This window comes from Curtobacterium sp. Leaf154 (genome assembly GCF_001424595.1).
GTDB lineage: Bacteria > Actinomycetota > Actinomycetes > Actinomycetales > Microbacteriaceae > Curtobacterium > Curtobacterium poinsettiae.
In genome coordinates this window covers 578,309-601,546 of the sequence record NZ_LMOS01000004.1, presented here as the reverse complement: position 1 = coordinate 601,546, position 23,238 = coordinate 578,309, and the positions used below count along the sequence as shown (strand labels likewise).

The 23,238-nt window shown below is 71.5% G+C and carries 19 protein-coding genes, 1 tRNA gene and 1 other RNA gene; 7 read left to right on the top strand and 14 right to left on the bottom strand.

Translation table 11 applies throughout. The annotated features are described in order from the left end of the window. Positions 1–89 precede the first annotated feature (89 nt). The 4 genes from ASF75_RS09350 (at position 90) to ASF75_RS09335 (ending at position 2,723) form a co-directional block, all read left to right on the top strand. Positions 90–488 carry a hypothetical protein gene (locus ASF75_RS09350; RefSeq protein ID WP_017888693.1) on the top strand — a complete coding sequence of 133 codons (399 nt, stop codon included), beginning with the start codon at positions 90–92 and terminating at the stop codon, positions 486–488. A 268-nt stretch (positions 489–756) separates the two neighbouring features. Beyond that, complete coding sequence (locus ASF75_RS09345) at positions 757–987, top strand: hypothetical protein (RefSeq protein WP_056070737.1); 231 nt, start codon at positions 757–759, stop codon at positions 985–987. A gap of 96 nt (positions 988–1,083) precedes the next feature. Further along, on the top strand, positions 1,084–2,109 hold the full coding sequence (locus tag ASF75_RS09340; RefSeq protein ID WP_056070735.1) for a sensor histidine kinase: 1,026 nt from the start codon (positions 1,084–1,086) through the stop codon (positions 2,107–2,109). Further along, positions 2,106–2,723: a response regulator gene (locus ASF75_RS09335; protein ID WP_017888690.1), complete on the top strand. Its 618-nt coding sequence runs from the start codon at positions 2,106–2,108 to the stop codon at positions 2,721–2,723. Before ASF75_RS09340 ends, ASF75_RS09335 begins: the two co-directional genes overlap by 4 nt. 86 nt (positions 2,724–2,809) lie before the next feature. Here the strand turns inward: ASF75_RS09335 and ASF75_RS09330 are convergent, their stop codons facing one another. The 12 genes from ASF75_RS09330 to ffs form a co-directional block, all read right to left on the bottom strand. After that, entirely contained in the window at positions 2,810–3,871 is a 1,062-nt protein-coding gene (locus ASF75_RS09330) for an LLM class flavin-dependent oxidoreductase (protein WP_056070732.1), read from the bottom strand. Between the two features lie 449 nt (positions 3,872–4,320). Continuing rightward, a complete protein-coding gene (locus tag ASF75_RS09325; RefSeq protein WP_056070729.1) occupies positions 4,321–4,947 on the bottom strand; it encodes a thymidine kinase in 627 nt (208 codons plus the stop codon). Then, a complete protein-coding gene (locus ASF75_RS09320) occupies positions 4,947–5,573 on the bottom strand; it encodes a response regulator (RefSeq protein WP_017888687.1) in 627 nt (208 codons plus the stop codon). Before ASF75_RS09320 ends, ASF75_RS09325 begins: the two co-directional genes overlap by 1 nt. A 61-nt stretch (positions 5,574–5,634) precedes the next feature. Then, the gene (locus tag ASF75_RS09315; protein ID WP_056070726.1) at positions 5,635–6,900 is read right to left on the bottom strand and encodes a hypothetical protein; all 1,266 of its coding nucleotides are present in this window, start codon (positions 6,898–6,900) and stop codon (positions 5,635–5,637) included. Continuing rightward, entirely contained in the window at positions 6,897–8,117 is a 1,221-nt protein-coding gene (locus ASF75_RS17655; protein WP_056070725.1) for a sensor histidine kinase, read from the bottom strand. The genes ASF75_RS09315 and ASF75_RS17655 overlap by 4 nt, the downstream gene beginning before the upstream one ends. A gap of 170 nt (positions 8,118–8,287) precedes the next feature. After that, positions 8,288–9,418: an Rv2578c family radical SAM protein gene (locus ASF75_RS09305; protein WP_056070722.1), complete on the bottom strand. Its 1,131-nt coding sequence runs from the start codon at positions 9,416–9,418 to the stop codon at positions 8,288–8,290. Between the two features lie 58 nt (positions 9,419–9,476). Next, entirely contained in the window at positions 9,477–10,964 is a 1,488-nt protein-coding gene (locus ASF75_RS09300) for a malate:quinone oxidoreductase (protein WP_017888683.1), read from the bottom strand. 98 nt (positions 10,965–11,062) lie between these two features. Continuing rightward, positions 11,063–12,115: an aspartate-semialdehyde dehydrogenase gene (locus ASF75_RS09295; RefSeq protein WP_017888682.1), complete on the bottom strand. Its 1,053-nt coding sequence runs from the start codon at positions 12,113–12,115 to the stop codon at positions 11,063–11,065. 43 nt (positions 12,116–12,158) lie between these two features. Beyond that, on the bottom strand, positions 12,159–13,424 hold the full coding sequence (locus ASF75_RS09290; RefSeq protein ID WP_017888681.1) for an aspartate kinase: 1,266 nt from the start codon (positions 13,422–13,424) through the stop codon (positions 12,159–12,161). 116 nt (positions 13,425–13,540) lie between these two features. Then, a complete protein-coding gene (recR, locus tag ASF75_RS09285; RefSeq protein ID WP_017888680.1) occupies positions 13,541–14,140 on the bottom strand; it encodes a recombination mediator RecR in 600 nt (199 codons plus the stop codon). Then, positions 14,140–16,965, bottom strand: a complete 2,826-nt coding sequence (locus tag ASF75_RS09280; protein ID WP_056070720.1) for a DNA polymerase III subunit gamma and tau — start codon at positions 16,963–16,965, stop codon at positions 14,140–14,142. Before ASF75_RS09280 ends, recR begins: the two co-directional genes overlap by 1 nt. 185 nt (positions 16,966–17,150) lie before the next feature. Continuing rightward, an RNA gene (ffs, locus tag ASF75_RS17345) (signal recognition particle sRNA small type) lies at positions 17,151–17,247 on the bottom strand. A gap of 37 nt (positions 17,248–17,284) precedes the next feature. Here ffs and ASF75_RS09275 point away from each other — a divergent pair. Next, entirely contained in the window at positions 17,285–17,959 is a 675-nt protein-coding gene (locus tag ASF75_RS09275; RefSeq protein WP_017888678.1) for an SDR family oxidoreductase, read from the top strand. Positions 17,960–18,724: 765 nt separating this feature from the next. Here ASF75_RS09275 and ASF75_RS09270 read toward each other — a convergent pair. Both ASF75_RS09270 and pta read right to left on the bottom strand, forming a co-directional pair. Next, positions 18,725–19,921 (bottom strand): acetate/propionate family kinase, encoded by a 1,197-nt coding sequence (locus ASF75_RS09270; RefSeq protein WP_056070717.1) that lies wholly within the window; start codon positions 19,919–19,921, stop codon positions 18,725–18,727. Between the two features lie 49 nt (positions 19,922–19,970). After that, a complete protein-coding gene (pta, locus tag ASF75_RS09265; protein WP_056070714.1) occupies positions 19,971–22,079 on the bottom strand; it encodes a phosphate acetyltransferase in 2,109 nt (702 codons plus the stop codon). Positions 22,080–22,200: 121 nt separating this feature from the next. Here pta and ASF75_RS09260 point away from each other — a divergent pair. Both ASF75_RS09260 and ASF75_RS09255 read left to right on the top strand, forming a co-directional pair. Continuing rightward, a tRNA-Ser gene (locus ASF75_RS09260) sits at positions 22,201–22,285 on the top strand. 299 nt (positions 22,286–22,584) lie between these two features. Continuing rightward, positions 22,585–23,229, top strand: a complete 645-nt coding sequence (locus ASF75_RS09255; RefSeq protein ID WP_042541123.1) for a hypothetical protein — start codon at positions 22,585–22,587, stop codon at positions 23,227–23,229. Positions 23,230–23,238: the final 9 nt, after the last annotated feature.

The following is a 23,238-nucleotide window of genomic DNA, read 5'->3' as shown; positions in this document are numbered from 1 at the left end:
CGCAGGCTCGTTCCGCCAGGGCTGGTTTCGCCCTCGCATTCCTCTTGGCCGTGACAGGATGCAGCGCTGAGGCGAAGGTCACTTCTAACATGGACGACGCCGCACGGCAGGTGCGGGAGCGCGTGGCGGTCGTGGCCGACGAGAGTGGGAGCCTCACCGAGCTGCGCCGTCGGGTAATAGCTGGCGAGGCCTACACGCTGCTCCTCCCGGACGCCAACCCCGAAGACATCCGGACGACCGAGCCCTTCCCGACGACGGCCATCACCGCGCTGCACTCAACCGGTGGCCGACTCGAGCTCGAGCTGTTCACCACCGGCCACGGGTCACGCCAGACCGGTTGGTTCGGTGACGAGGCGATCAACGTTTTCGGGTGCGCCCGGGTGACAGCGGAGCCCGGTGGGGGCGCCTCGGCGCGCGGCACGACCTGCGGTCGCACAGTGCTGGAGGTGTTCCCCGAACCATGGGAACAGGTCAGACTTCACCCCTGACGTCGCGAGGACGTGGAAGCCTGCATGCTCCTAGAAGACCGGGCGCCGCACCCCGTCCGGCTCGTCGCCGGTCAGGCCAGGGACCCAACGCCCGTTGTGGATGCTTGAGGCCTTCCAAGGCTCCCCCCCCCCTAAAAAAATGTTCAGAGTCAGAGGCTCCGCACGGGCCGTTGGACGACGCTCCGATGGAGAACGTGACCGCACCGGGTCAACGCTGCTCCTGCTCGACACGACTCCGGAGGAGATCCGGACGACGGAATCGTTCCCGGTGACGGTGATTACGGACCTCCGCCGTGACGGCAACCGCGTCAACGTCAACGTCAACGTCAACGTCAACGTCAACGTCAACGTCAACGTCAAGATGTACACGACCGGGCAGGGCTCGTTCGGCGCGAGCTCGTTCGGCGACGAGTCCGTCAACGCATCGGGCATGCAGCGCGGCGACACCGTGTGGGCGGTGGTCGCCGCCCCCTGGGTCGAGGTCCGACTCCGTCCGTGATCGGGGCGCTCATCGTCGCGGCGATGTGTCCGGTGGCCCATCGTGCGGCGTGCGACACATCCGCGCGGCACCACGGCCGATACGCTCGCGACCGTCATGGACATCCCCGATCGACTCGCTGCCCTCCTCGCGCAGATCGCCGCGCAGTTCCCCGACATCGCCGACGACCCGGTGCTGACGCAGAACCTGGTCGAGAACGTGACGTCGATGATCGCCGAGGCGCACGAGCGCTACGCAGCTGGAGCCGAGGCCAGCGTGGTGAGCAACGCCTACCTGGATCCCGACCACCTGGCGACCGGCAGTCTGCACGCCGAGCAGGCGCAGCACCCGGCCGGTGCCATGCTCGCGGCGGAGATGCTGTTCGACGCCTACCTGCCGGTCTTCGTCGACGAGGTCGGTGCGACGTCCACCGCCGAGGTCCTGCGGGCCACGAGGGCCTTGCACGCCGGCATCTGGAGCCGGTTCCCGGCCGGGGCAGTCGCGTACACGGAGGCACTGCGCCAACGCCTCACCACGGCGCACCTGGACTCCCGCACCCAGATCGCGCGGGACCTGCACGACCGCGTCGCCCACGGCATCCTCGCCGGGTTGCAGCGCCTCGACCTCGTCCTGCTGACGGACCCGCCGTCCGACGAGCGCGCCGACCAGCTCGAGGACGCCGCACGGCTGCTCCGGAGCGCCCTCGGTGACGTACAGGACCTCGCGGTGAGCCTGCACGCCCGGGTCGGTGACGCGCTGCTCGACGACGCGCTGCGCCGGCACGTGCACGACCTGTTCCCCGACGACGACCGGCTGTCCATCGAGTCGACGGGGACGCCCGCTGCGCTGCCGAACTGGCAGGCCGAGGAAGCGCTGACGATCCTGCTCGAGGCGCTCACGAACCGCAGCAAGCACGCCCCGGACTCGACGACCTCGGTGCGCTTCGCGTGGTCCCCCGCCGCCGCGGTCGTGACGGTCGCCGACGACGGCCCGGGCTTCGACGTGCAGGGCGACGCCGGCGGTCGCCTCGGGCAGCAGACGATGCGCGAGCGCGCCGCGGTGATCGGCGCTCGGTTCGCCGTCGAGAGCTCCCCGGGCACCGGCACCACCGTCCGCCTGACGATCCCGAAGGGCACCCTGTGACCGTCACCCACGTCGCCATCGTCGACGACCACCGGCTGTTCCGCGAAGGACTCGCCACGATCCTGGCCGCCGTCCCCACGATCCGCGTCGTCGCACACGGCGAACGACCGTCCGACGTCCTCGACTCCCCCGAGGCCGCCGCCATCGACGTCCTGCTCCTCGACGTCGAGCTCGACGGCCCGCCGGCGCGCACCACGATCGCCACCGTACGCCGCACCCGCCCGGACATCCGCGTCGTGGTGCTCACCATGCACCGCGACGCCGTTCTCCGTCGTACCCTGCTCGACGCCGGTGCGGTCGACTTCGTCACGAAGGACACCCCGAGCCGCGAACTCGTCGACCGCATCGCCCGGGCAGCCCAGGCCGATGCGGCACCCGTCACGTTCCCCGTCGACCTGGTCACCGAGGCCCGTGCCGGCTCACCGTTGAGCGACCGCGAGCTCGAGGTCCTGCGACTCCTCGCCGCTGCACGCACCAACGCTGAGATCGCCGCCGACCTGCAACTCGCGATCGGCACCGTCAAGCGGCACGTCTACAACGTCTTCCGCAAGCTCGACGTCGGTTCCCGCGTCGGCGCGGTCGCTGCAGCCACGCGCCTGGGCCTGCTCACCTGAGGGGCCACACGAACGAGTGAGCAGAAGAAGTCGAGTCCCGAGCGGGGAGCCCGACATCTTCTGCTCACTCGACGAACGAGCCCGGACTAGCCGACGGACGACGCCCCGGCGCCAGCTGACGCACCCGCGGGCACGAGCGTGCCGGCGGCGTGCAGCCCGGCCACGACGTCGAGCGCCTGGTGCCGGTACCGCGCCTGTGCAGCGCCGGGCGACACGATCACACCGTTCGCCCCCGTCGACGCCACGAGCGCGTTGATCTTCTCCGCGACCTGCTCGGCGTTGCCGTAGGCCTGACGCTCGGTGCGAGCCGCGATGAAGCGACGCTCCAGGTCGTTGAACTCGTACGCACGCGCCTCGTCCATCGACACCGGCTCGGGCTTCCGGCCGGAGCGCATCCGGATGAAGGAGATCATGCCCGGCGCGCTCTGCTCCTCGATCACGGCGGGGTCCTCGTCGGTGACGACCTGCACGCCGATCAGCGCGTTCGGCGTCTGCCGGAAGCGCGACGGACGGAACGAGTCGCGGTACAGGGCGAGCGCCGCCTCGGTGTTGTCCGACGCGAAGTGGTGGGCGAAGGCGAACGAGATGCCGAGCGCACCCGCGACCTGGGCGCTGTAGCCGGAGGACCCGAGCAGCCAGAACTCCGGCACGTCCCCGTACCCGGGCACGGCGCGGATGCGGGACAGCGGGTTCGCCTCGTCCATCCCGGTGAAGAAACCGATGAGGTCGGCAAGCTGCTGCGGGAAGTCGTCGACGTCGAGTCGGTCGGTTCGGCGCAGCGCCATGGCGGTCGCGCCGTCGGTGCCGGGAGCGCGCCCGAGCCCGAGGTCGACACGGTCGCCGTACAGGGCACGGAGGGTGCCGAACTGCTCGGCGACGACGAGGGGTGCGTGGTTCGGCAGCATGACGCCACCGGATCCGATGCGGATCGTCGAGGTGGCCGCGCCCACCGCGCTCAGCAGCACCGCCGGGGCCGAGGACGTGATGCCCGGCATCCCGTGGTGCTCGGCGACCCAGAACCGCTCGTACCCGAGCTGCTCGGCGTGCACGGCCATGTCGACGGACCCCTGCAGGGCCTCGGTGTTGGACTGGCCGTACTCGCGTGTGGCCAGGTCGAGGACGGACAGGTGCAGGGTGTCGTCGGTCATGTGGTCACCAACGCGCTCCGGCGCACCTGCATTCCACGCGGCACCGGGACCTCGACCGGTCAGGACATGCCGCCGCACCGCCGCCGACCGGTCACCAGGTGACGCTTGGAGGTTGCGGCACCGACAGTCCGCGACCACTCGGCTGACGCACGCGGCGTGCCCTGGACGCGCGATGCGACGGCCGGGAGGCCCGTGGCGGGGCCGCGCCGCGCCTCCCGGCCGGCCTTCGGTTCCGTCTCGGACGCCGAGCGGTCACGACGTGCCGCGCGCGCCTTTCGGACCGGTCACGGACGGTCGCTCGACGGGCGCACCGCCGACGCGGCGTGACCGCGCGGCGAACCGAAGCGGGGTGTCGTGACCGGCGAGTGGACACGATCAGGGCGCATCACCGACGGGACGCGACCACTCGACGAATCCGACCTCGTGTCGTCGCCAGCCAGCGCGAGCGGTCAGGCGCCGTCGAGGCGGCCGCCGGACTCCGTCAGGTAGCAGTTGGCGCAGAGCGACTCGTAGGCGACGTCGACACCGTCGATCGCGACCTGGGAGCCGTCGAAGACGAAGCGGCCGTCGACCGTGCGGGCGTTGAAGACCGCCTTGCGGCCGCAGCGGCAGATGGTCTTGAGTTCTTCGAGGGAGTGCGCGACCTCGAGCAGGCGGGCGCTGCCGGGGAACGCCTCGGTGCGGAAGTCCGTGCGGATGCCGTAGGTGATGACCGGGATCTCGTCGAGCACCGCGATGCGCAGCAGGTCGTCGACCTGGCGCGGGGTGAGGAACTGCGCCTCGTCGACGAGCACGCAGCTGACGGGCCGCACCATGCCGTCCAGGCGGTCCGACTCGGGGTCGACGGCTCCGGCGGCGGTGACGGCGTCGCGGACGTCGGCATCCGGCGAGAACACGATGTCGACAGTCCGGGTGACGCCGAGGCGGGAGACGATCTCACGGTCGCCCTTGGTGTCCACCGCCGGCTTGGCGAGCAGCACCCGGTGCCCGCGCTCCTCGTAGTTGTAGGCGGCCTGCAGCAAGCCCGTGCTCTTGCCGCTGTTCATCGCGCCGTAGCGGAAGTAGAGCTTCGCCACTACGCGAGGAACCCGTCCTCGGCGGCCCGACGGATGAGGTCGGACTTCTTCGAGGCGGGGCGGCCCACCTTGCTGTACTTCTCGCGCACGCGACGCAGGTAGGTCTTGGCGGTCTCGTACTGCACGTTCATCTGCGCGGCGACCTCGTTCGTCGAGTAGCCGGACACGTAGAGCCGCAGCGCCTCTTCCTCACCGGCGCTGAGCTTCGGCCGCTGGTGCGCGGTGGCCCCCGTCGGCAGCGGACGCCACTCGCGGGGCTGCGGGGTCTCGCGGGCGACGCCCATGATCTCGCGCGCGACGTCCATGACCTCGCGCATCGGCAGCGACTTCGACAGGAACGCCGCGGCGCCGGCGGCCAGGGCGCGGTCGCGGGACTCACGGCTGTCGACGCTCGAGAGCACGATCACCTTCGCTCCGGCGGCACGGCAGGTGCGCACGCGGGCTTCGATGGAGACGGGTTCCTTGAGCTGGAAGTCGAGGAACACCAGGTCGGTCGGGAAGCTGTCACTGTGGACCATCTCGAGCCAGGTGTGCGCGGTCAGGGCCAGGTCGAAGTCGAACGCGTTCACCGCGATCCAGCTCGACAGGCTGTCCAGCAGCACCTCGTGGTCGTCGAGGATGGCCAACCGAACACGTCGTGCTCCCGGGTTCGGGAGGGACGGCGACCCCTCCGAGAGCCTGTTCGGGTCAGTGCTGGTCATAGGAGAACCTTAGTGCGAGGGCGGAAGGACGGACTGCGACGTCGAGGTCGGGGAACGTCACGCGGAGGACGGCGAAGTACGGGTCGAAGGTGCGGTGGATGCCGATGTCGGAGTCCGCGACGGCGAGCTCCATCACGACCTCCACGCGGGCTGGTGGCGTGGCCGGCGTCGGCGCGCCAGCCGGCGACGCGGGGCCCGACGCGGGGCCTGACGCGGGGCCTGACGCGGAGCCTGACGCGGAGCCTGACGCAGCGTCGGCTCGTCGCACCGTCGTCCGGAACCCGGCGGGGTCGACCGTCGAGGCGCGCAGGGCCGCTCGGACGAAGGTGCGGACCACCGTCCGCTGGTCGGTGTCGAGCGTCGCGATGAGGCCGTCGGGGTCGTCGACCAGCGGTGCTGCACCGCCGTCCACCCGGACGGCGAGCTCGAACCAGGTGCGGTCCGCGTCGGCGACCATCGACGCCCGGATGCCGTCGGCGATCGCACGCGCACGGGCACGGTCGGCGTCGGTGATGACGTCGCGCGTGCGGAGCTCGGCGAAGAACGGGGCGACGTCACGGGACAGGATGGTCGAACGGTCCTGCTGCACGCTCGCCGCGATGCCGTCCCGCTCGGCGCGAGCGACGGAGTACGACCCGGCACGGATCTGCACCCGCTCGGCGAGCCCCGCGAAGGTCCGTGCGAACACCGCCGCAGCAGCGGTCAGCACGAGTGTCGGGGCCGCGGCCAGGAACGCCGCGACGGCGACCGGCACCTCGTGCGGGAACTCCGCTGCGCCCGCCCCCCAGGCGACGGCGTTCACCGCGGCCAGCACGAGCCCGCCGATCGTCAGGTCGGTCCACGGACGGTACGAGGCGACCATCACGATGCCCGTCGCGGTGAGCAGGGACATGAAGTCGTTCAGGGCGCTGCGGTCCGGCCCCCACTGCGCGGCGATGCTCGCGACCGAGGCCAGGCCGAGCAACCCGACGTGTGCGATGAAGGCCCAACGGGGGAACGGCGCGCGGAACGGACTCGAGGCGGTGAACACCACCACCGCCGAGGCCGCGACGAGCAGCACCGTGAGGGCGCTCAGCGTGGGGCTGCCCACGACGTCGCGGTCGAAGATCGACACGAGCAGGGCCCAGACGACGCTGCCCGCCCCGAGCACGACGACGAGCGGGCGGGACCCCATCGCGCCGAGCGGGTCGTACTGCTGCGCGGTGCGGCGGGGACGAGGGCGGGTCGCCCGGCCCGGACGGACCGCGGTCACCGCACAGCCCCTCGTTCGTCGGCGGCGGCCGGCACGGTGACGGCACCGGTGACCGGCACGTACGGCACCGTCATCATCACGCTCGTCCCGGAACCCGGCGACGACCAGATCTGGACGTCACCCCCGACCCGTCCGATGCGGTCGCGGACCGACCCGCGGAGCCCCATCCGGTCGGCGCCGGTGGCGTCTTCGTCGAACCCACGACCGTCGTCCACGACCATGACGGTGCAGGACGCACTGTCGTCGAACACGCTGACCTCGGCTGCGTCGGTGCCGGCGTGCTTCCGCACGTTCGCCAGGCACTGCGCGACGGCCCGGACGATCGCCGACAGTGCGCGTTGGTCGAGGCGGTCGAGCGCCGAGGTGTCACCGGACACGGTGACGTCGAGTCCGAGCGCACGGTGCTCGTCGACCATGCTGCCGAACGTCTCGGCCGCCGCACCCGGGCGCGGACGGGCAGCCGGGGCGAGCCAGCCCTTGCCGGTGAGCACCGCGACGTCGGCGTCGACGGTCTCGGCGAGGTGCAGGTCCATCGGACCGTCCGGTGCCAGCGCGATGGCGCCGAGGTGGTTGAGCACCGTGTCGTGCAGGATCGCGGACGCCTCGGCCTCGACCCCGGCACGGTAGGCGGAGACGTGCTCTTCGCGGGCCGAGCGCAGGAGCTCGGGCTGCACCCGTTCGCTCCGCCCCGTGCTGCGGGTCGTGAAGAGCACGAGCGAGACCACGAAGCCCAGGGTGATCCAGGCCAGGATGAGCGGCCGGGGCGGCGCACCGTCCTGCGCGATGGCGATCCAGGTGGCGAGTCGCCCGGTCAGGAAGCCCACGAACGACCACAGCACGACGCGTCGCGGCACGGCACCGGCTCCCCCGACCAGGATGAGCGGGATCACCGCGAGGGACATCAGGTACGAGGTCACCCAGCCGGTCGGGACCTGCTGCTGGACCCCGACGGCGAACCACCAGGCGCAGACGCCGCCGACCGCCAGGAACGCGATCGCCGAGAGCCGGGTGCCGAACTGCACGTGCACGCCGATCATGGCGAGCATGGGGACGACCGCCAGCGCGGTGCCGACCACCTGCACCCCGGGCTCGGACAGGCCGTAGAGCACGAGCGTGATCACCGCGGCCAGCAGGGACCCGACGGCGCCGGCGTGGAAGGCGCGCACGGTCGACCACGCGTTCACTCGCGGCGCGAGGTGCGTGGGGATGCCGAGCACGAGGTGAGTCCTTCCGGGTGGCGAGGGCGCCGTCCACGATCCAACCACCGGAGCAGCGGCCGTGTACCCCGAAACCCGGGCCGTACGGCGACCCGCTCGATGATAGCCACCCGACCCCGGGTCTTGCTGTCCCCCGAACGTGGACCGGCCAGCGCCCGGCGGATCACCGATCAGAAGAGCGTCTGGGACACCCGGGGCCGGAGCGACCGTCGGTCGAACCCGGGGTCGGCACGCTTCAGCGGCGAGACCGTCGGCACCGACTGCTCCTGCGGCGGGCCGTCCGGCACACCCGGCGGCAGCGCACGCGGCCCCGAGAACCCCATCGACCCCGTGGCCGGGTCCACCCGCCCGAGCCCCACCCCGTGCGCCGCCAGGATCGGCCGGATGCGCTCCGACAACCACCGCCGGTAGTCCTTGGGGGCGTAGGTGTTGTCGAGGTACATCGCGCGGTACCGCTGCACCAGGTCGGGCCGTTCACGGCCGAGCCACTCGAACCACCACGGCTTCACACCCGGCCGCAGGTGCAGCGCCGAGTACGTGATGCTCGTCGCTCCGGCCGCGACCGACCGACCGACGGCGTCGTCGAGGTGCGCCCGGGTGTCGGTGATGTACGGCAGCACGGGCATCAGGAACACGGAGCAGTCGAGCCCCGCGTCACGGATGGCACGCACGGTCGCGAGCCGCGCCGACGTCGTCGGGGTGCCCGCCTCGACCGACTGCTGCAACGAGTCGTCGTACACGGCGATCGACATCGCGAGGTCCACCGGCACGACCTTCGCCGCCTCGGCCAGGAGCGGCAGGTCGCGCCGCAGCAGCGTGCCCTTCGTCAGGATGCTGAACGGGGTGCGCGACTCCGCCAGCGCCTCGATCACCCCGGGCATCAGCCGGTAGCGTCCCTCGGCCCGCTGGTACGGGTCGGTGTTCGTGCCGAGGGCCACCGGGTGGCGGTCCCACGTGGACTTGCCGAGCTCACGACGCAGCACGTCGGCGACGTTCGTCTTCACCACGATCTGCTGGTCGAAGTCGGCGCCGCCGTCGAACTCCAGGTACGTGTGCGTCGGGCGGGCGAAGCAGTACACGCAGGCGTGGCTGCACCCGCGGTAGGGGTTGATCGTCCAGCCGTACGTGCCGGACCCGTCTGCGCTCGGCACCCGGTTCAGGGCGCTCTTCGCCAGGACCTCGTGGAAGGTCACCCCGGTGAACTCGGGCGTCGTCACGCTCCGGACGAACCCGCTGTTCGATTCCATCCCGGGCAGCGCGTCGCTCTGCTCCGCGTCGATCGCCTGTCCACTCCACCGCATGTCGTCATTCGAACACACGTTCGAACGGACTGCAAGCCGGAGCGGATCGCTGCAGGCCTCAGTGGTGCAGGCCGAGCACCTTCGCCGTGCGCTCGAGCGTGGCGTCGGCCAGCTCCGGGTCGTCACCGAGGTCCTGCCCGTACGTCGGCACCATGGCGCGGACGTCGTCCTGCCAGCCGTCCCACCGGTCGGGGAAGCACCGGTGCAGCATCGTGAGCATGATCGGCACGGCCGTCGACGCACCCGGTGACGCCCCGAGCAGCCCCGCGATGGAGCCGTCGGCGGCGGTGATGACCTCGGTGCCGAACTGGAGCACGCCGCCCTTGTCCTTGTCGGGCTTGATCACCTGGACGCGCTGCCCGGCCGTGATGCGGTGCCAGTTCTCGGGCTCGGCGCTCGGCATGAAGTCACGGAGCGCCTCGAACTTGGTGCGCTTCGAGGCGAGGAGCTGACCGACCAGGTAGCGGACCAGGTCGAAGTTCGAGAACGCCACGCTCAGCATCGGGCGGAGGTTGTGCGGTCGGATCGAGCGGAACAGGTCGAGCACCGATCCCTGCTTCAGGAACTTCGGGCTGAACCCGGCGTACGGGCCGAACATCAGCGACGAACCACCGTCGACGATGCGGGTGTCGAGGTGCGGCACCGACATCGGCGGGGCACCGACACTCGCCTTGCCGTAGACCTTGGCCGAGTGCTTCTGCACCACCTCGGGGTCGTCGGTCCGCAGGAACTCCCCCGACACCGGGAAACCGCCGTAGCCGCGGATCTCGGGGATGCCGGACTTCTGCAGCAGGTGCAGGGCGCCACCACCGGCGCCGACGAAGACGAACTTCGCGGCGATCCGCTGCGTCGACCGACCGATCTCGTTGCGGACGTTGAGCACCCAGCCCTCGGACACCTTCGAGCGGGTCAGGTTGGTGACCTGGTGCGAGGGCTCCATCTCGACGCCGTCGAGCTCGAGCTGGTCGAAGAGCTGGTGGGTGAGCGACCCGAAGTCGACGTCCGAGCCGGCCGCTGAGTACGTCGCAGCGATCGGCTGGTCCTTCTTGCGACCGGGGATGAGCGCCGGTGCCCACTGCCGGATCTGTGCGGGGTCGTCGGAGAACTCGATGCCGGCGAAGAGCGGGTGGTCGCGCATCGCTTCGTACCGCGCACGCATGTAGGCGACGTTGGCCTCGCCCCAGACGAAGGAGATGTGCGGCGTCGGGTTGATGAAGTTCGTCGGTTCCGGCAGCACGCCGGTCTCGACCAGGTGCGCCCAGAACTGTCGAGAGACCTGGAACTGTTCGTTGACCGTGACCGCCTTCGCGATGTCGACGCGGCCGTCCGGCAGTTCGGGCGTGTAGTTCAGCTCGCACAGCGCCGAGTGCCCGGTCCCCGCGTTGTTCCACGGGTTCGAGGACTCCTGCGCGACCGTGCCGAGCCGCTCGTACACGCGGATCTTCCAGCTCGGTTCGAGCTTGTGGATGATGGCCCCGAGCGTGGCACTCATGATGCCTCCGCCGATCAGGACGACGTCGATGGGGTCCACCTGCTTCTCTGCCACCCGTCGATCCTACCGGCGTCCCCCGACAGACGGACGGGAGGCCCGTGGCGGTGTCGCCACGGGCCTCCCGTCCGTCTGCTGGTCGCGCTCGGCGCGCGCTACGCGTCGACGGAGCGACGCGCGACGATGGTCTCGGCGATCTGCACCGCGTTGAGCGCGGCGCCCTTGCGCAGGTTGTCGTTGCTGACGAACAGCACCAGGCCGCGGCCCTCGGGCGCGGACTGGTCGGCGCGGATGCGGCCGACGAACGCCGGGTCCTGGCCCGCGGCCTGCAGCGGGGTCGGGACGTCGGACAGCTCGACGCCGGGCGCGCTCGACAGGATCTCGGTCGCGCGCTCGGGCGACAGCGGACGCTCGAACTCGGCGTGCACCGAGATGGAGTGACCGGTGAACACGGGGACGCGCACGCACGTGCCCGCGACGAGCAGGTCGGGGAGCTCGAGGATCTTCCGGCTCTCGTTGCGAAGCTTCTTCTCCTCGTCGGTCTCGCCCAGGCCGTCCTCGACGATGCTGCCGGCGAGCGGCACGACGTCGAACGCGATCGGGCGGACGTACTTGACCGGCTCGGGGAACGTCACGGCGGATCCGTCGTGCGTCAGCGCAGCGGTGTCCTGCTCGAGGGCGGCCTTCGCCTGGCCCAGGAGTTCCTCGACGCCGGCGAGCCCGGAGCCGGAGACCGCCTGGTAGGTCGTGGCGACGAGGCGACGGAGCCCGGACTCGGTGTCGAGCACCTTGAGCACCGGCATGATCGCCATGGTGGTGCAGTTCGGGTTCGCGATGATGCCCTTGGGCGCCTGGTCGATGGCGTGCGGGTTCACCTCGCTCACGACGAGCGGGACGTCGGGGTCCATGCGCCAGGCGCTCGAGTTGTCGACGACGAGCGCCCCGGCGGCGGCGAACTTCGGCGCGAGGGCCCGCGAGGCGGTGGCCCCGGCGGAGAACAGCGCGATGTCGATGCCGGACGGGTCGGCGAGCTCGGAGTCCTCGACCACGATCTGCTCGCCGCGGAACGGCAGCGTCGTGCCGGCGGAACGGGCGCTCGCGAAGAAGCGGACCCGGTCGGCCGGGAACGCGCGCTCCTCGAGCAGGCGGCGCATCACGGCGCCGACCTGGCCGGTGGCGCCGACGACGGCGACGGTGAGGGTGGTCATGCGGTGCTCCTGGTGGTTCAGCGGATCAACGAGCCGGCGGGTGTCAGCGGCCGGTGCCGGCGTAGACGACGGCCTCGGCGTCGGCGTCGAGGCCGAACGCGCTGTGCACGACCCGCATCGCCTCGTTCAGGGTGTCGGCGCGGGTCACGACCGAGATGCGGATCTCGGACGTGGAGATCATCTCGATGTTGATCGACGCGTCGTGCAGGGCGCGGAAGAGCTGCGCCGAGACACCGGCGTTCGTGCGCATCCCGGCGCCGACCAGGGCGAGCTTGCCGATCTGGTCGTCGTACTGGATGCTCTCGTAGCCGATGTCGGCCTTTGCGACCTCGAGTGCCGTCAGCACCGTCTGGCCCTGGTCCTTCGGCAGGGTGAACGAGATGTCCGTCCGCCCGGTCGACGCAGCCGACACGTTCTGGACGATCATGTCGATGTTCGCCCCGGCGCGCGCGACGTTGGTGAAGATCTCGGCGGCCTTGCCCGGCTGGTCCGGGACCCCCACGACGGTGATCTTCCCCTCGGAGAGGTCTCCGGCGATCCCGGTGATGATCGGTTCTTCCACGGTTTCCCCCTCGGCAGGGTTGTAGACGATGGTGCCCTCGTTGTTGTTGAACGAGGACCGGACGTGCAGCGTGACCCCGTGCCGACGGGCATACTCGACGGCGCGGATGTACAGGACCTTGGCACCCGAGGCTGCGAGCTCGAGCATCTCTTCGCTGGTGACGCGGTCGACCTTGCGGGCCTTCGGCACGACACGGGGGTCGGCGGTGAAGATGCCGTCGACGTCGGTGTAGATCTCGCAGACGTCGGCGTCGAGTGCTGCGGCGAGGGCGACGGCCGTGGTGTCGGAGCCGCCGCGACCGAGCGTGGTGATCTCGCCCGTGGTGCGGTTGAAGCCCTGGAACCCGGCGACGATCGCGACGTGGCCGGAGTCGAGCGCCTCACGCACGCGCTTCGGGGTGACGTCGACGATGCGGGCCTTGCCGTGCTGGGCGTCGGTGAGCATGCCGGCCTGGCTGCCGGTGTACGACGACGCTTCGACCCCGAGGCTCTTGATCGCCATCGCGAGCAGCGCCATCGAGATGCGCTCCCCCGCGGTCAGGAGCATGTCGAGTTCACGGCCGGCGGGGATCGGCGTGACGGAGTGCGCCAGGTCGACGAGTTCGTCGGTGGTGTCGCCCATCGCCGACACCGCCACGACCACGTCGTTGCCGGCCTTCTTCGTCTCGACGATCCGCTTCGCCACGCGCTTGATGCTCTCGGCGTCCGCGACGGATGAACCACCGAACTTCTGCACGATCAAGGCCACTGGCTGGTACTCCCGGAGACGGCGACACCGCGAGGTCACGCGGTCTCACAATGGTAGAGGGTGTTTCGGGGATGTTGCGTGCGAGTGGGCCCCGACGCAAGGATCCTGCGCGGGGGTCAGCCGCCGACGACGCGGCGGCCTTCGAAGGCACGACCGAGCGTGACCTCGTCGGCGTACTCCAGGTCGCCACCGACCGGCAACCCCGACGCGAGCCGCGTGGTGCGGATGCCCATCGGGACGAGCAGCCGGCTGAGGTAGGTCGCCGTCGCCTCGCCCTCGAGGTTGGGGTCGGTCGCGATGATGACCTCGGCCACGGTGCCGTCGGCCAGGCGCGTCATGAGCTGCTGGATGCGCAGGTCGTCCGGGCCGATGCCGTCGATCGGGCTGATCGCCCCGCCGAGCACGTGGTACAGCCCGCGGAACTCGCGGGTCCGCTCGATCGCCGCGACGTCCTTCGCCTCTTCCACCACGCAGATGGTGGCGGGCGAACGACGCGGGTCACGGCAGATGCTGCACTGCACGTTCTCGGTGACGTTGCCGCAGATCTCGCAGAAGCGGACCCGCTCCTTGACGTCGGCGAGCAGCTCGGACAGCCGGCTCGGGTCGAACGACTCGGTCTGCAGGATGTGGAAGGCGATGCGCTGCGCCGACTTCGGGCCGATGCCGGGCAGGCGGCCGAACTCGTCGATGAGGTCCTGGACGATCCCGTCGTACATCAGGCACCGTCCTGGTGGAGGGCGGTCTCCTCGATGAACTGAGCGTTGAGGATCTCACGCACGACCGCCTCGCCGTACCGACCCGCGACCGGCGCGCGGCGCGCGGGCGGCGCGGTGCGCGGAGCAGCGGCGGCAGGTGCCGACGGCTGGGACGCGCGCTGCGGCGCGGCCTGCTGCGCCGGGGCCGCCGGCGCGGCGGCTGCGGTCGCCGCGCCGCGACCGATCCCCGGGTCGGGGAACGGTGCGCCGTCGTCGTACGGTTCGTCGTCGAGCGGGTAGTCGTCGACGGGGACGCCCGGCACGACGGGACCGCCGGGAGGCACGGCTGCCGCTCCGGACGCCGCCTGCTGCCCCGGTCTGGTCGGCTGGTCGGGCTGCCCACCCGTGGCACCAGCAGGTCGCGCGGGTGCTGCTGGCTGCGTCGGCTCCGTCGTGGTGGTCTCGGCGGGGGCGACCGGTGCGGACGCCGGTGCGGTGCCGAACGGTGCTGCCCAGCTCGGCTCGACGGACTCCGGGACGGCGTCGGCGGTGGGGTCGTTGGCGGGGATCGTCGCGACCGCCCAGTCGGTCACCGGTGCGCCCGAGGGAGCAGGGGTGGGATCGGCGGGTGCCGCGTCACGCTGCGGCGCGGGCGAGGTCGGTGCTCCGGGGGCCGGCGCGGCCTCCGGTGCCGGCGCGGCCTTCGCCGCCTGCTGTTCCGACACAGCCTCGGGTACCGCTGCTGCCGCAGGGGCTGCTTCCGGCTCCGCAGCTGCAGCGGGCACTGCCTGCGACTCCGGCGCCGGAGCAGCCGTTGTCGCGGGCGCGGGCGCGTCAGCAGACTTCGGCGCCGGGGACTCCGGTGCCGCGGCGGCGGGGGCCTGGGCAACGGGAGCCGGACGCTGGGCCGGCGCAGCCTGCTGCGCCGGAGCAGGTTGCTGGGCCGGAGCCGGTTGCTGGGCCGGAGCCGACTGCTGCTGCTGCTGCGGACGCTGCTGCTGACCCGGCCCGCGGGCGACGAACTTCACGCGGAGCCCGAGCACGTCGACGATGGCGGCGCGCAGCAGTTCGCTGACGCTGGCCGAGGGATCGGACATCTCCTTGAACGAAGCGACGTCCTGCTGACTCGGGAACGTCAGCGTCAGGACGTCGTCGCGGAGCGCGGTGACCTGCGCCGTGACGACCACCGACCACGCCGAACGCTTGGCGTGCTGCACGTGCTCGACGATCTGCGGCCAGGAGTCACGCATCTGCTGGAAGCCGACGGCACCGACGGTCCGGACGGCGGGCTCGTCGCCGATCGTCGTGCCCTGACCGGTGGACGACGGACTGACCGGCTCGGCCGTCGACTTCGCGTCCTGGGGCTTCGAGGCCCCGGTCGAGGTCGGCGTCTGTGCGGGCGCTTCCGGAGCGCTCGGAGCGACCGCGGCCCAGGACGCCGCGGCGTCGCGAGCAACGGCCCCGGAATCGGCCTGGGGCGCGCTCTGCTGTGCAGCCGGACGCTCGGGGGCCGTCGTGCGAGCCGCACCCGGTGCCGGAACGGGCGTCGGCGCGAGGGAGGGAGCAGGAGCTGCGGGAGCCGCGGCCGCCGGCTGCTCACGACGCGGTGCAGCGGCGACGGCCGGAGCGGACTGCTCACCGGCGCCGACCTGGTGCCCACCGGCGTCGTGTCCACCGACGTCACCGACACCGACACGACGTTCCAGGCGCTCCACCCGGGCGAGGGCTCCGCGCTGGGTGTCGTCGGCCTCGGGCACGAGCATCCGGGCCGTCATGAGTTCGAGGTGCAACCGGGGCGAGGTCGCACCGGTCATGTCGGTGAGGGCACGGTTCGCGATGTCGGCGGAGCGGGAGAGCCCCGTCGCACCGAAGACCCCGGCCTGGCGGCTCATGGTGTCGAGCTCTTCCGGCGAGACGCCGCGCAGGACGGCGGCGGCGCTCTCGTTCGTCGCCGCCACGACGATCAGGTCGCGCAGGCGCTCGAGCAGGTCCTCGACGAAGCGGCGGGGATCCTGCCCGGTCTGCACGACGCGGTCGATCGCGGCGAAGGCGGAAGCCGGGTCGGCGACGGCCAGGGCGTCGACGACGTCGTCGAGCAGGGCTGCGTCGGTGTAGCCGAGCAGGGCGACGGCACGCTCGTAGGCGATCGCACCGTCTTCGCTGCCGGCCATCAGCTGGTCGAGCAGCGAGAGGGTGTCACGGACCGACCCGCCACCCGCGCGCACCACCAGGGGAAGGACGCCGGGTGCCACGGAGACGGACTCCTGCGTGCAGAGCTGCTCGATGTACTCGAGCATCACCGCGGGCGGGACGAGCCGGAACGGGTAGTGGTGGGTGCGCGACCGGATGGTGCCGATGACCTTCTCGGGTTCGGTCGTCGCGAAGATGAACTTGACGTGCTCCGGGGGTTCCTCGACCAGCTTGAGCAGCGCGTTGAAGCCCTGCGGCGTCACCATGTGCGCTTCGTCGAGGATGAAGATCTTGTAGCGGTCGCGAGCCGGGGCGAACACGGCACGGTCGCGCAGGTCACGTGCGTCGTCGACACCGTTGTGGCTCGCCGCGTCGATCTCGATGACGTCGAGCGATCCGCTGCCGTCGCGGGCGAGTTCGACGCAGCTCGGGCAGACACCGCACGGGGTGTCCGTCGGACCTTCGGCACAGTTCAGGCAGCGCGCGAGGATGCGGGCGGAGGTCGTCTTGCCGCAGCCACGGGGGCCGCTGAACAGGTAGGCGTGGTTGACGCGGTTCGTGCGGAGCGCCGTGCGGAGCGGGTCGGTGACCTGCGACTGCCCGATCAGCTCGGCGAAGTTCTCGGGCCGGTAACGGCGATACAGGGCGGTGACCACGCGACAAGGGTAGCCGTCACGACCGACAACCCGCGTGCCCGTCCACAGGCCCGGCGGGAACGAAGAAGACTCCTCACGCACCCGCACACGAGATCAGCGCAGCCCTGGTTACCCTCCGGGAACGAAGAAGACTCCTCACGCACCCGCACACGAGATCAGCGCAGCCCTGGTTACCCTCCGGGAACGAAGAAGACTCCTCACGCACCCGCCAGAGCCTGGTTACCCTTGCTGCGTTTCCGCCCTGGGGGAGTTGGCCTGGATGGCGTCACGTGAGGAGCCGCCGAGAAGTCTACCGGACGCGACGGGCAGACTCGAACACATGAAGATCGCCATCGCCGGAGGACACGGCCAGATCGCCCTGCTCCTCGCCCGCCAGATCACCGACGCCGGCCACGACGCCGTCGCCATCGTCCGCAACCCCGCGCACGTGGCCGATGTCGAGCAACAGGGGGCCCGTGCGATCGTCGCGGACCTGGAGCAGCTCGGCGACGACGACCTGGCGCTGCGCCTGCGTGGGGTGGACGCCGTGGTCTTCGCCGCCGGTGCCGGACCGAACAGCGGCGCCGAACGGAAGCTCACGGTCGACCGCGACGGCGCGATCCTGCTCGCCGACGCCGCCGAGCGCGCCGGCATCGAGCGCTACGTGATGATCTCCGCGATGGCGGCCGACACCTACGACCCCCAGCTCGCGGTCGTGCCCGCCCAGGACGACGCCGCGGTGTTCCAGGTCTACCTGCGGGCGAAGGCCGAGGCCGACGCGAACCTGCGGGCTCGACGCCTCCGCTGGACGATCGTGCGTCCCGGCGGGCTGCTGGACACTCCCCCGCAGGGAACCGTCGACGTCGGCCGGACGGTGCCACGGGGCTCGATCCCCCGTGCGGACGTCGCGACCGTCGTCCTGCACGCGCTGCTCGACGATGCCGCGGTCGGCGTGCAGTTCGAGCTCACCAGCGGCGACACCCCGATCCCGGCGGCGCTGAACGCCCTCACCTGACCCGTCGGTGCAGCCCGCACCGTGCGCGCTTCGTCACCCCGTGCGAGCTCCTCGCCGAAGGTGCCGGGCCGCGCACCGTGCGCGCCTGCTCACCCCGTGCGGACTTGCGCGCCCCGTGCCGCGCTGCAAGCGCGCACCCAGCAGCCAACCCCGCGCCCACCCACGAACACCGCACCGTGCCGCCGCGACGCAACCCACCGACGGACAGGAGGCACGCAGCCAACCCACCCCGCGCCTCCCGTCCGCACCGTGCGCNACCCACGAACACCGCACCGTGCCGCCGCGACGCAACCCACCGACGGACAGGAGGCACGCAGCCAACCCACCCCGCGCCTCCCGTCCGCACCGTGCGCATTTGCTCAMCCCGTGCGGACTTSCGCGCCCCGTGCCGCGCCGCAAACGCGCACCCAGCAGCCAACCCCGCACCCACCCACGAACACCGCACCGTGCCGCCGCGACGCAACCCACCGACGGACRGGAGGCACGCAGCCAACCCRCCCCGCGCCTCCCGTCCGCACCGTGCNACCCACGAACACCGCACCGTGCCGCCGCGACGCAACCCACCGACGGACRGGAGGCACGCAGCCAACCCRCCCCGCGCCTCCCGTCCGCACCGTGCGCRCCTRCTCAMCCCGTGCGGACTTCCGCGCCCCGTGCCGCGCCGCAAACGCACACCCAGCAGCCAACCCCGCACCAGCCGACGAACACCGCACCGTGCCGCCGCGACACCGCGACGTGCGACGCGCGACGCCTCGGCGGCACCCCTCAGAGCGCGACCGCAGCCGACTGCCGAGCGATCTCGAGTTCCTCGTTCGTCGGGATCACGAGCACCGCGACCCGCGAGCCGTCCGTCGAGATGCGGCGGGCGTCCCGCGACGCCAGCTCGTTCCGGTCCGGGTCGACCTCGATGCCCAGGTGCTCGAGCCCCGCGAGCACGCGGCGCCGCAGCAGCGCGTTGTTCTCGCCGACCCCCGCGGTGAACACGACCGCGTCGAGCCCGCCGAGCTGTGCCGTGTAGGCGCCCACGTAGCGACGGATGCGGTGGCGGTACACGGCGAGCGCCGCCTCCGCCTGCTCGTCGCCCTTGGTGGCGGCGTCCTGCACGTCGCGCATGTCGCCGCTGCCCGTCAGGCCGAGCAGGCCGGAACGCTTGTTGAGCATGGTGTCGAGCTCGTCGAAGGTCATCCCGGCCTCGCGGTGCAGGTGGATGAGCACCGCGGGGTCGAGGTCGCCGGAGCGGGTGCCCATGACGAGCCCCTCGAGCGGGGTGAGCCCCATCGAGGTCTCGATCGACTTCCCGCCGTCGATGGCTGCGACCGAGGCGCCGTTGCCCAGGTGCAGCACGATCGTCTTGAGCTCGCCGAGCGGCCGGTCGAGGAACTCCGCGGCCTGCTCGGAGACGTACTTGTGGCTGGTGCCGTGCATGCCGTAGCGGCGGATCCCGTACTCGGCGGCCAGGTCGGCGGGGATCGCGTACGTGTAGGCGTGCGGCGGCATCGTCTGGTGGAACGCGGTGTCGAACACGGCGACGTGCGGGACGTCCGAGAACACCTGCTTCGCGGCCCGGATCCCCTCGAGGTTGGCGGGGTTGTGCAGCGGCGCGAGGCTGTTGAGGTCCTCGATCTGCTGCTCGACCTGGTCGGTGACGACCGTCGCGCGGTCGAAGGTGGTGCCGCCGTGGACGACGCGGTGGCCGACGACGGCGGGCGGGTGCTCGTCGAACGACGGGCCGACCTTCGCGAACGCGTCGATCATCGCCTGGAACCCGGCCGCGTGGTCGGGCACCGACGCGGCGTCGTTGGACGACGACTCCCCCGTCAGCGCGTTGGTGTGCTTCCAGGCCCCGGCGGATTCGCCGATGCGCTCGACGAGGCCGGAGGCGAGCGTGCGCTCATCCTCGAGCTCGATGAGCTGGTACTTGAACGAACTCGAGCCGGAGTTGACGACGAGGGCTGCGGTCACGGGGTGGTCACTTTCTGTCGGGCCTGGAGGCGCGGTGCGGGTCGGGCGGTCAGGCCACGTCGGTCGCGGTGCCGGCCTGGATCGCGGTGATCGCGACGGTGTTCACGATGTCGCCCACCAGGGCGCCGCGCGACAGGTCGTTGATCGGCTTGCGCAGACCCTGCAGGACCGGGCCGATCGCCACGGCACCGGCCGAGCGCTGCACGGCCTTGTACGTGTTGTTGCCGGTGTTGAGGTCCGGGAAGATGAACACCGTCGCCCGGCCGGCCACCGGGGAGTCCGGCATCTTGGTCGACGCGACCGTGGGGTCGGCCGCGGCGTCGTACTGGATCGGGCCCTCCACCAGCAGGTCGGGGCGGCGTTCCCGCACGAACGCGGTGCCGGCGCGCACCTTGTCGACGTCGGCGCCGGAGCCGCTGTCGCCGGTGGAGTAGCTGAGCATGGCGACGCGCGGGTCGATGCCGAACTGGGTCGCGGTCTCGGCGGAGGAGATCGCGATGTCGGCGAGCTGCTCGCTCGTCGGGTCCGGGATCACCGCGCAGTCGCCGTAGACCAGCACGCGGTCGGCGAGCGCCATCAGGAACACGCTCGACACGATCGAGGTGTCCGGACGGGTCTTGATGATCTCGAACGACGGTCGGATGGTGTGCGCCGTGGTGTGCTTCGCGCCGGAGACCATGCCGTCGGCGAGCCCGAGCTGCACCATCATCGTGCCGAAGTACGAGACGTCGGTGACGGTGTCGCGGGCGAGCTCGATCGACATCCCCTTGTGGGCGCGGAGCCGGGTGTACTCCTCGGCGAAGCGTTCGCGCAGCTCGGGGTCGAACGGCGAGACGAGCTGCGCGGCCTCGAGGTCGAGGCCGAGCTCGGTCGCCCGGGTGCGGATGGCGGCGGGGTCGCCGAGGATCGTGAGGTCGCAGACCTGGCGCTGCAGCAGGGTGGAGGCGGCGCGGAGGATGCGGTCGTCCTCGCCCTCGGGCAGGACGATGCGCTTGCCGTAGCTGCGGGCCCGGTCGAGCAGGCCGTGCTCGAACATCAGCGGGGTGACGACGCCGGAGGGGGCGAGCTGCAGGCGGTCGCGCAGGGCCTCAGCGTCGACGTGCTGCTCGAACAGCGCGAGCGCCAGGTCGGCCTTCCGGGGCGAGTCCGCGGCCAGACGGCCACGGGTCTGGGTGATGCGCAGGGCGGTGTCGTACGTCCCGAGGTCGTTCTGCGCGATCGGCAGCGAGCTCGACAGGCCCTCGAGCAGCCGGGACACCTGCGGGGCGATCTCGAACCCGCCGTTCAGGATGACGCCGGCCAGGCTCGGGAACGTCTCGGACTGGTTGGCGAGCAGCGTGGCGATGAGGACGTCGCTCCGGTCACCGGGGACCACGACGATGCCGCCCTCGATCAGCCGGGGCAGGACGTTCTCCATGCTCATGCCCGCGACCACGGTGCCGAGTGCCTCGCGGTCGAGCAGGGCGTCGTCACCGCGCACCAGGGTGGCACCGGTGGCCTGCAGCAGAGCGCGGACCGTCGGGGCGACGAGCACGCGGTCCTCGGGGATCGCCCACACCGGGACGTCGGGGTGGTCGTCGTGCACGGCCTGCTCGACGCTCGTCACGATGGCGGCGAGGGCGTCCGGGTCGGCGCGGTTCACCACGACGCCGAACAGCTGCGCGTGTGCCGCCCGCAGCTCGCTGGTCGTGACGTCCGCGACCTGCGCCATGCCCTCAGGGGTGCGGGCCGCACGCTCGGCGGCGTCGCGGCCACCCAGCACGAGGAGCACCGGGGCGCCGAGGTTCGCGGCGACCTTCGCGTTGAAGGACAGCTCGGTGGGGCTGCCCACGTCGGTGTAGTCGGACCCGAGCACCACGACGGCGTCGCACTGCCGCTCCACCTGGGCGAACCGGGTGACGATGGTGCCGAGCGCCGCCTCGGGGTCGGCGTGCACGTCGTCGTAGGTGACCCCGACGGCGTCGTCGTAGGAGATACCGACGGCCGTGTGCTGCAGCAGCAGTTCGAGGACGTAGTCGGGCTCGACCACCGAGCGGGCGACGGGCCGGAACACGCCGACGCGGCCGACGGACCGGGCGAGGGTCTCGAGGACACCGAGGGCGACGGTGCTCTTGCCCGTGTGCCCTTCTGCTGACGTGATGTAGATGCGGGTCGACACGACGCCCAGGGTAGTCGTCGGACATGTCACGACATCTGGGAGCACCGGCACCGACGACACGCGGTCGTGAGCACCGCGCAGAACCTGTACCATTGGGTGTCGCCGTCGCGAGACGGTGTCAGGAGAATTCGCCTAGTGGCCTATGGCGCACGCTTGGAAAGCGTGTTGGGTGCAAGCCCTCGGGGGTTCGAATCCCCCATTCTCCGCAGCGAACGAACAGCACGAACGAAGGACCCGCACCGGCTCGGTGTGGGTCCTTCGTCGTTCCGCAGGCGCAGTGGTCCCCCACCCGGCGGACCAGCACGTGCCCTGGTGCCCCTGCGTTGGCCGGGAAACGCTGATCAGGGGTGGAACGGGCTGTCCCCGATACCCGTCGGTCGCCTATGCTGGCCGAGCGAACGGCTCCGGGACGAGCCGACCGCGGTGCATCGAGCGGCAGGGGCGTCGCTCGGAAGGCGTGCTGGTCAGCGTGCCCGGAACACCCGAGGGGACGAGGAGACGCGCCATGGGGGAAACCACCGTGCCGGCGGCCGTGCCCGTTCGCCTGTCCGTCTTCGACACGGTCCTCCGCCCGCGCCGCTCGCTCGTCCGCTCCACGGCGCTGAGCATCGCCTTCTCGGCCGTGCCGCTCGCCGTCGCCCTGGTCTGGGTCTCGTTCCCGTTCCGCACCTGGGCTGTCTTCGCCGGCATCGTCGTCGCGATGGCCGCGGCCGTCGGCGTCGTGTTCGTCCGGCTGCACACCGCGTTCATCGGGATCGACGACGACGGCGTGACGATCCGCGGGGTGCTCACCGCGCACCGCCGGATCCCCCGTGACCGCGTGCACAGCCTGGTCCTCGCCACGACGTTCGGCTCGTCGGTGGACCGGACCGTGCGAGAACTCGTCGCGTTCGACCGGATCGGCACCCACCTGTTCCGGCTCCGGGCCGACGTCTGGGGCGACGACGGACTCGACCGGGTGGTCGACGCGCTCGGCGTGCAGGTCGTCGAGGACGCTCGGCCGGTCTCGGTCCGCACCTTCGCGAAGCGGTACCCGACGAGCCGCGCCTGGTACGAGCAGCGTGCGGCGTTCCTGCTCGTCGGCGGCCTCGTCGTGCTGGTCGTCGGCGGGCTGCTCGCCGTCGAGTTCGCCGGCCTCGACGCCCGCTGAACCAGCCGC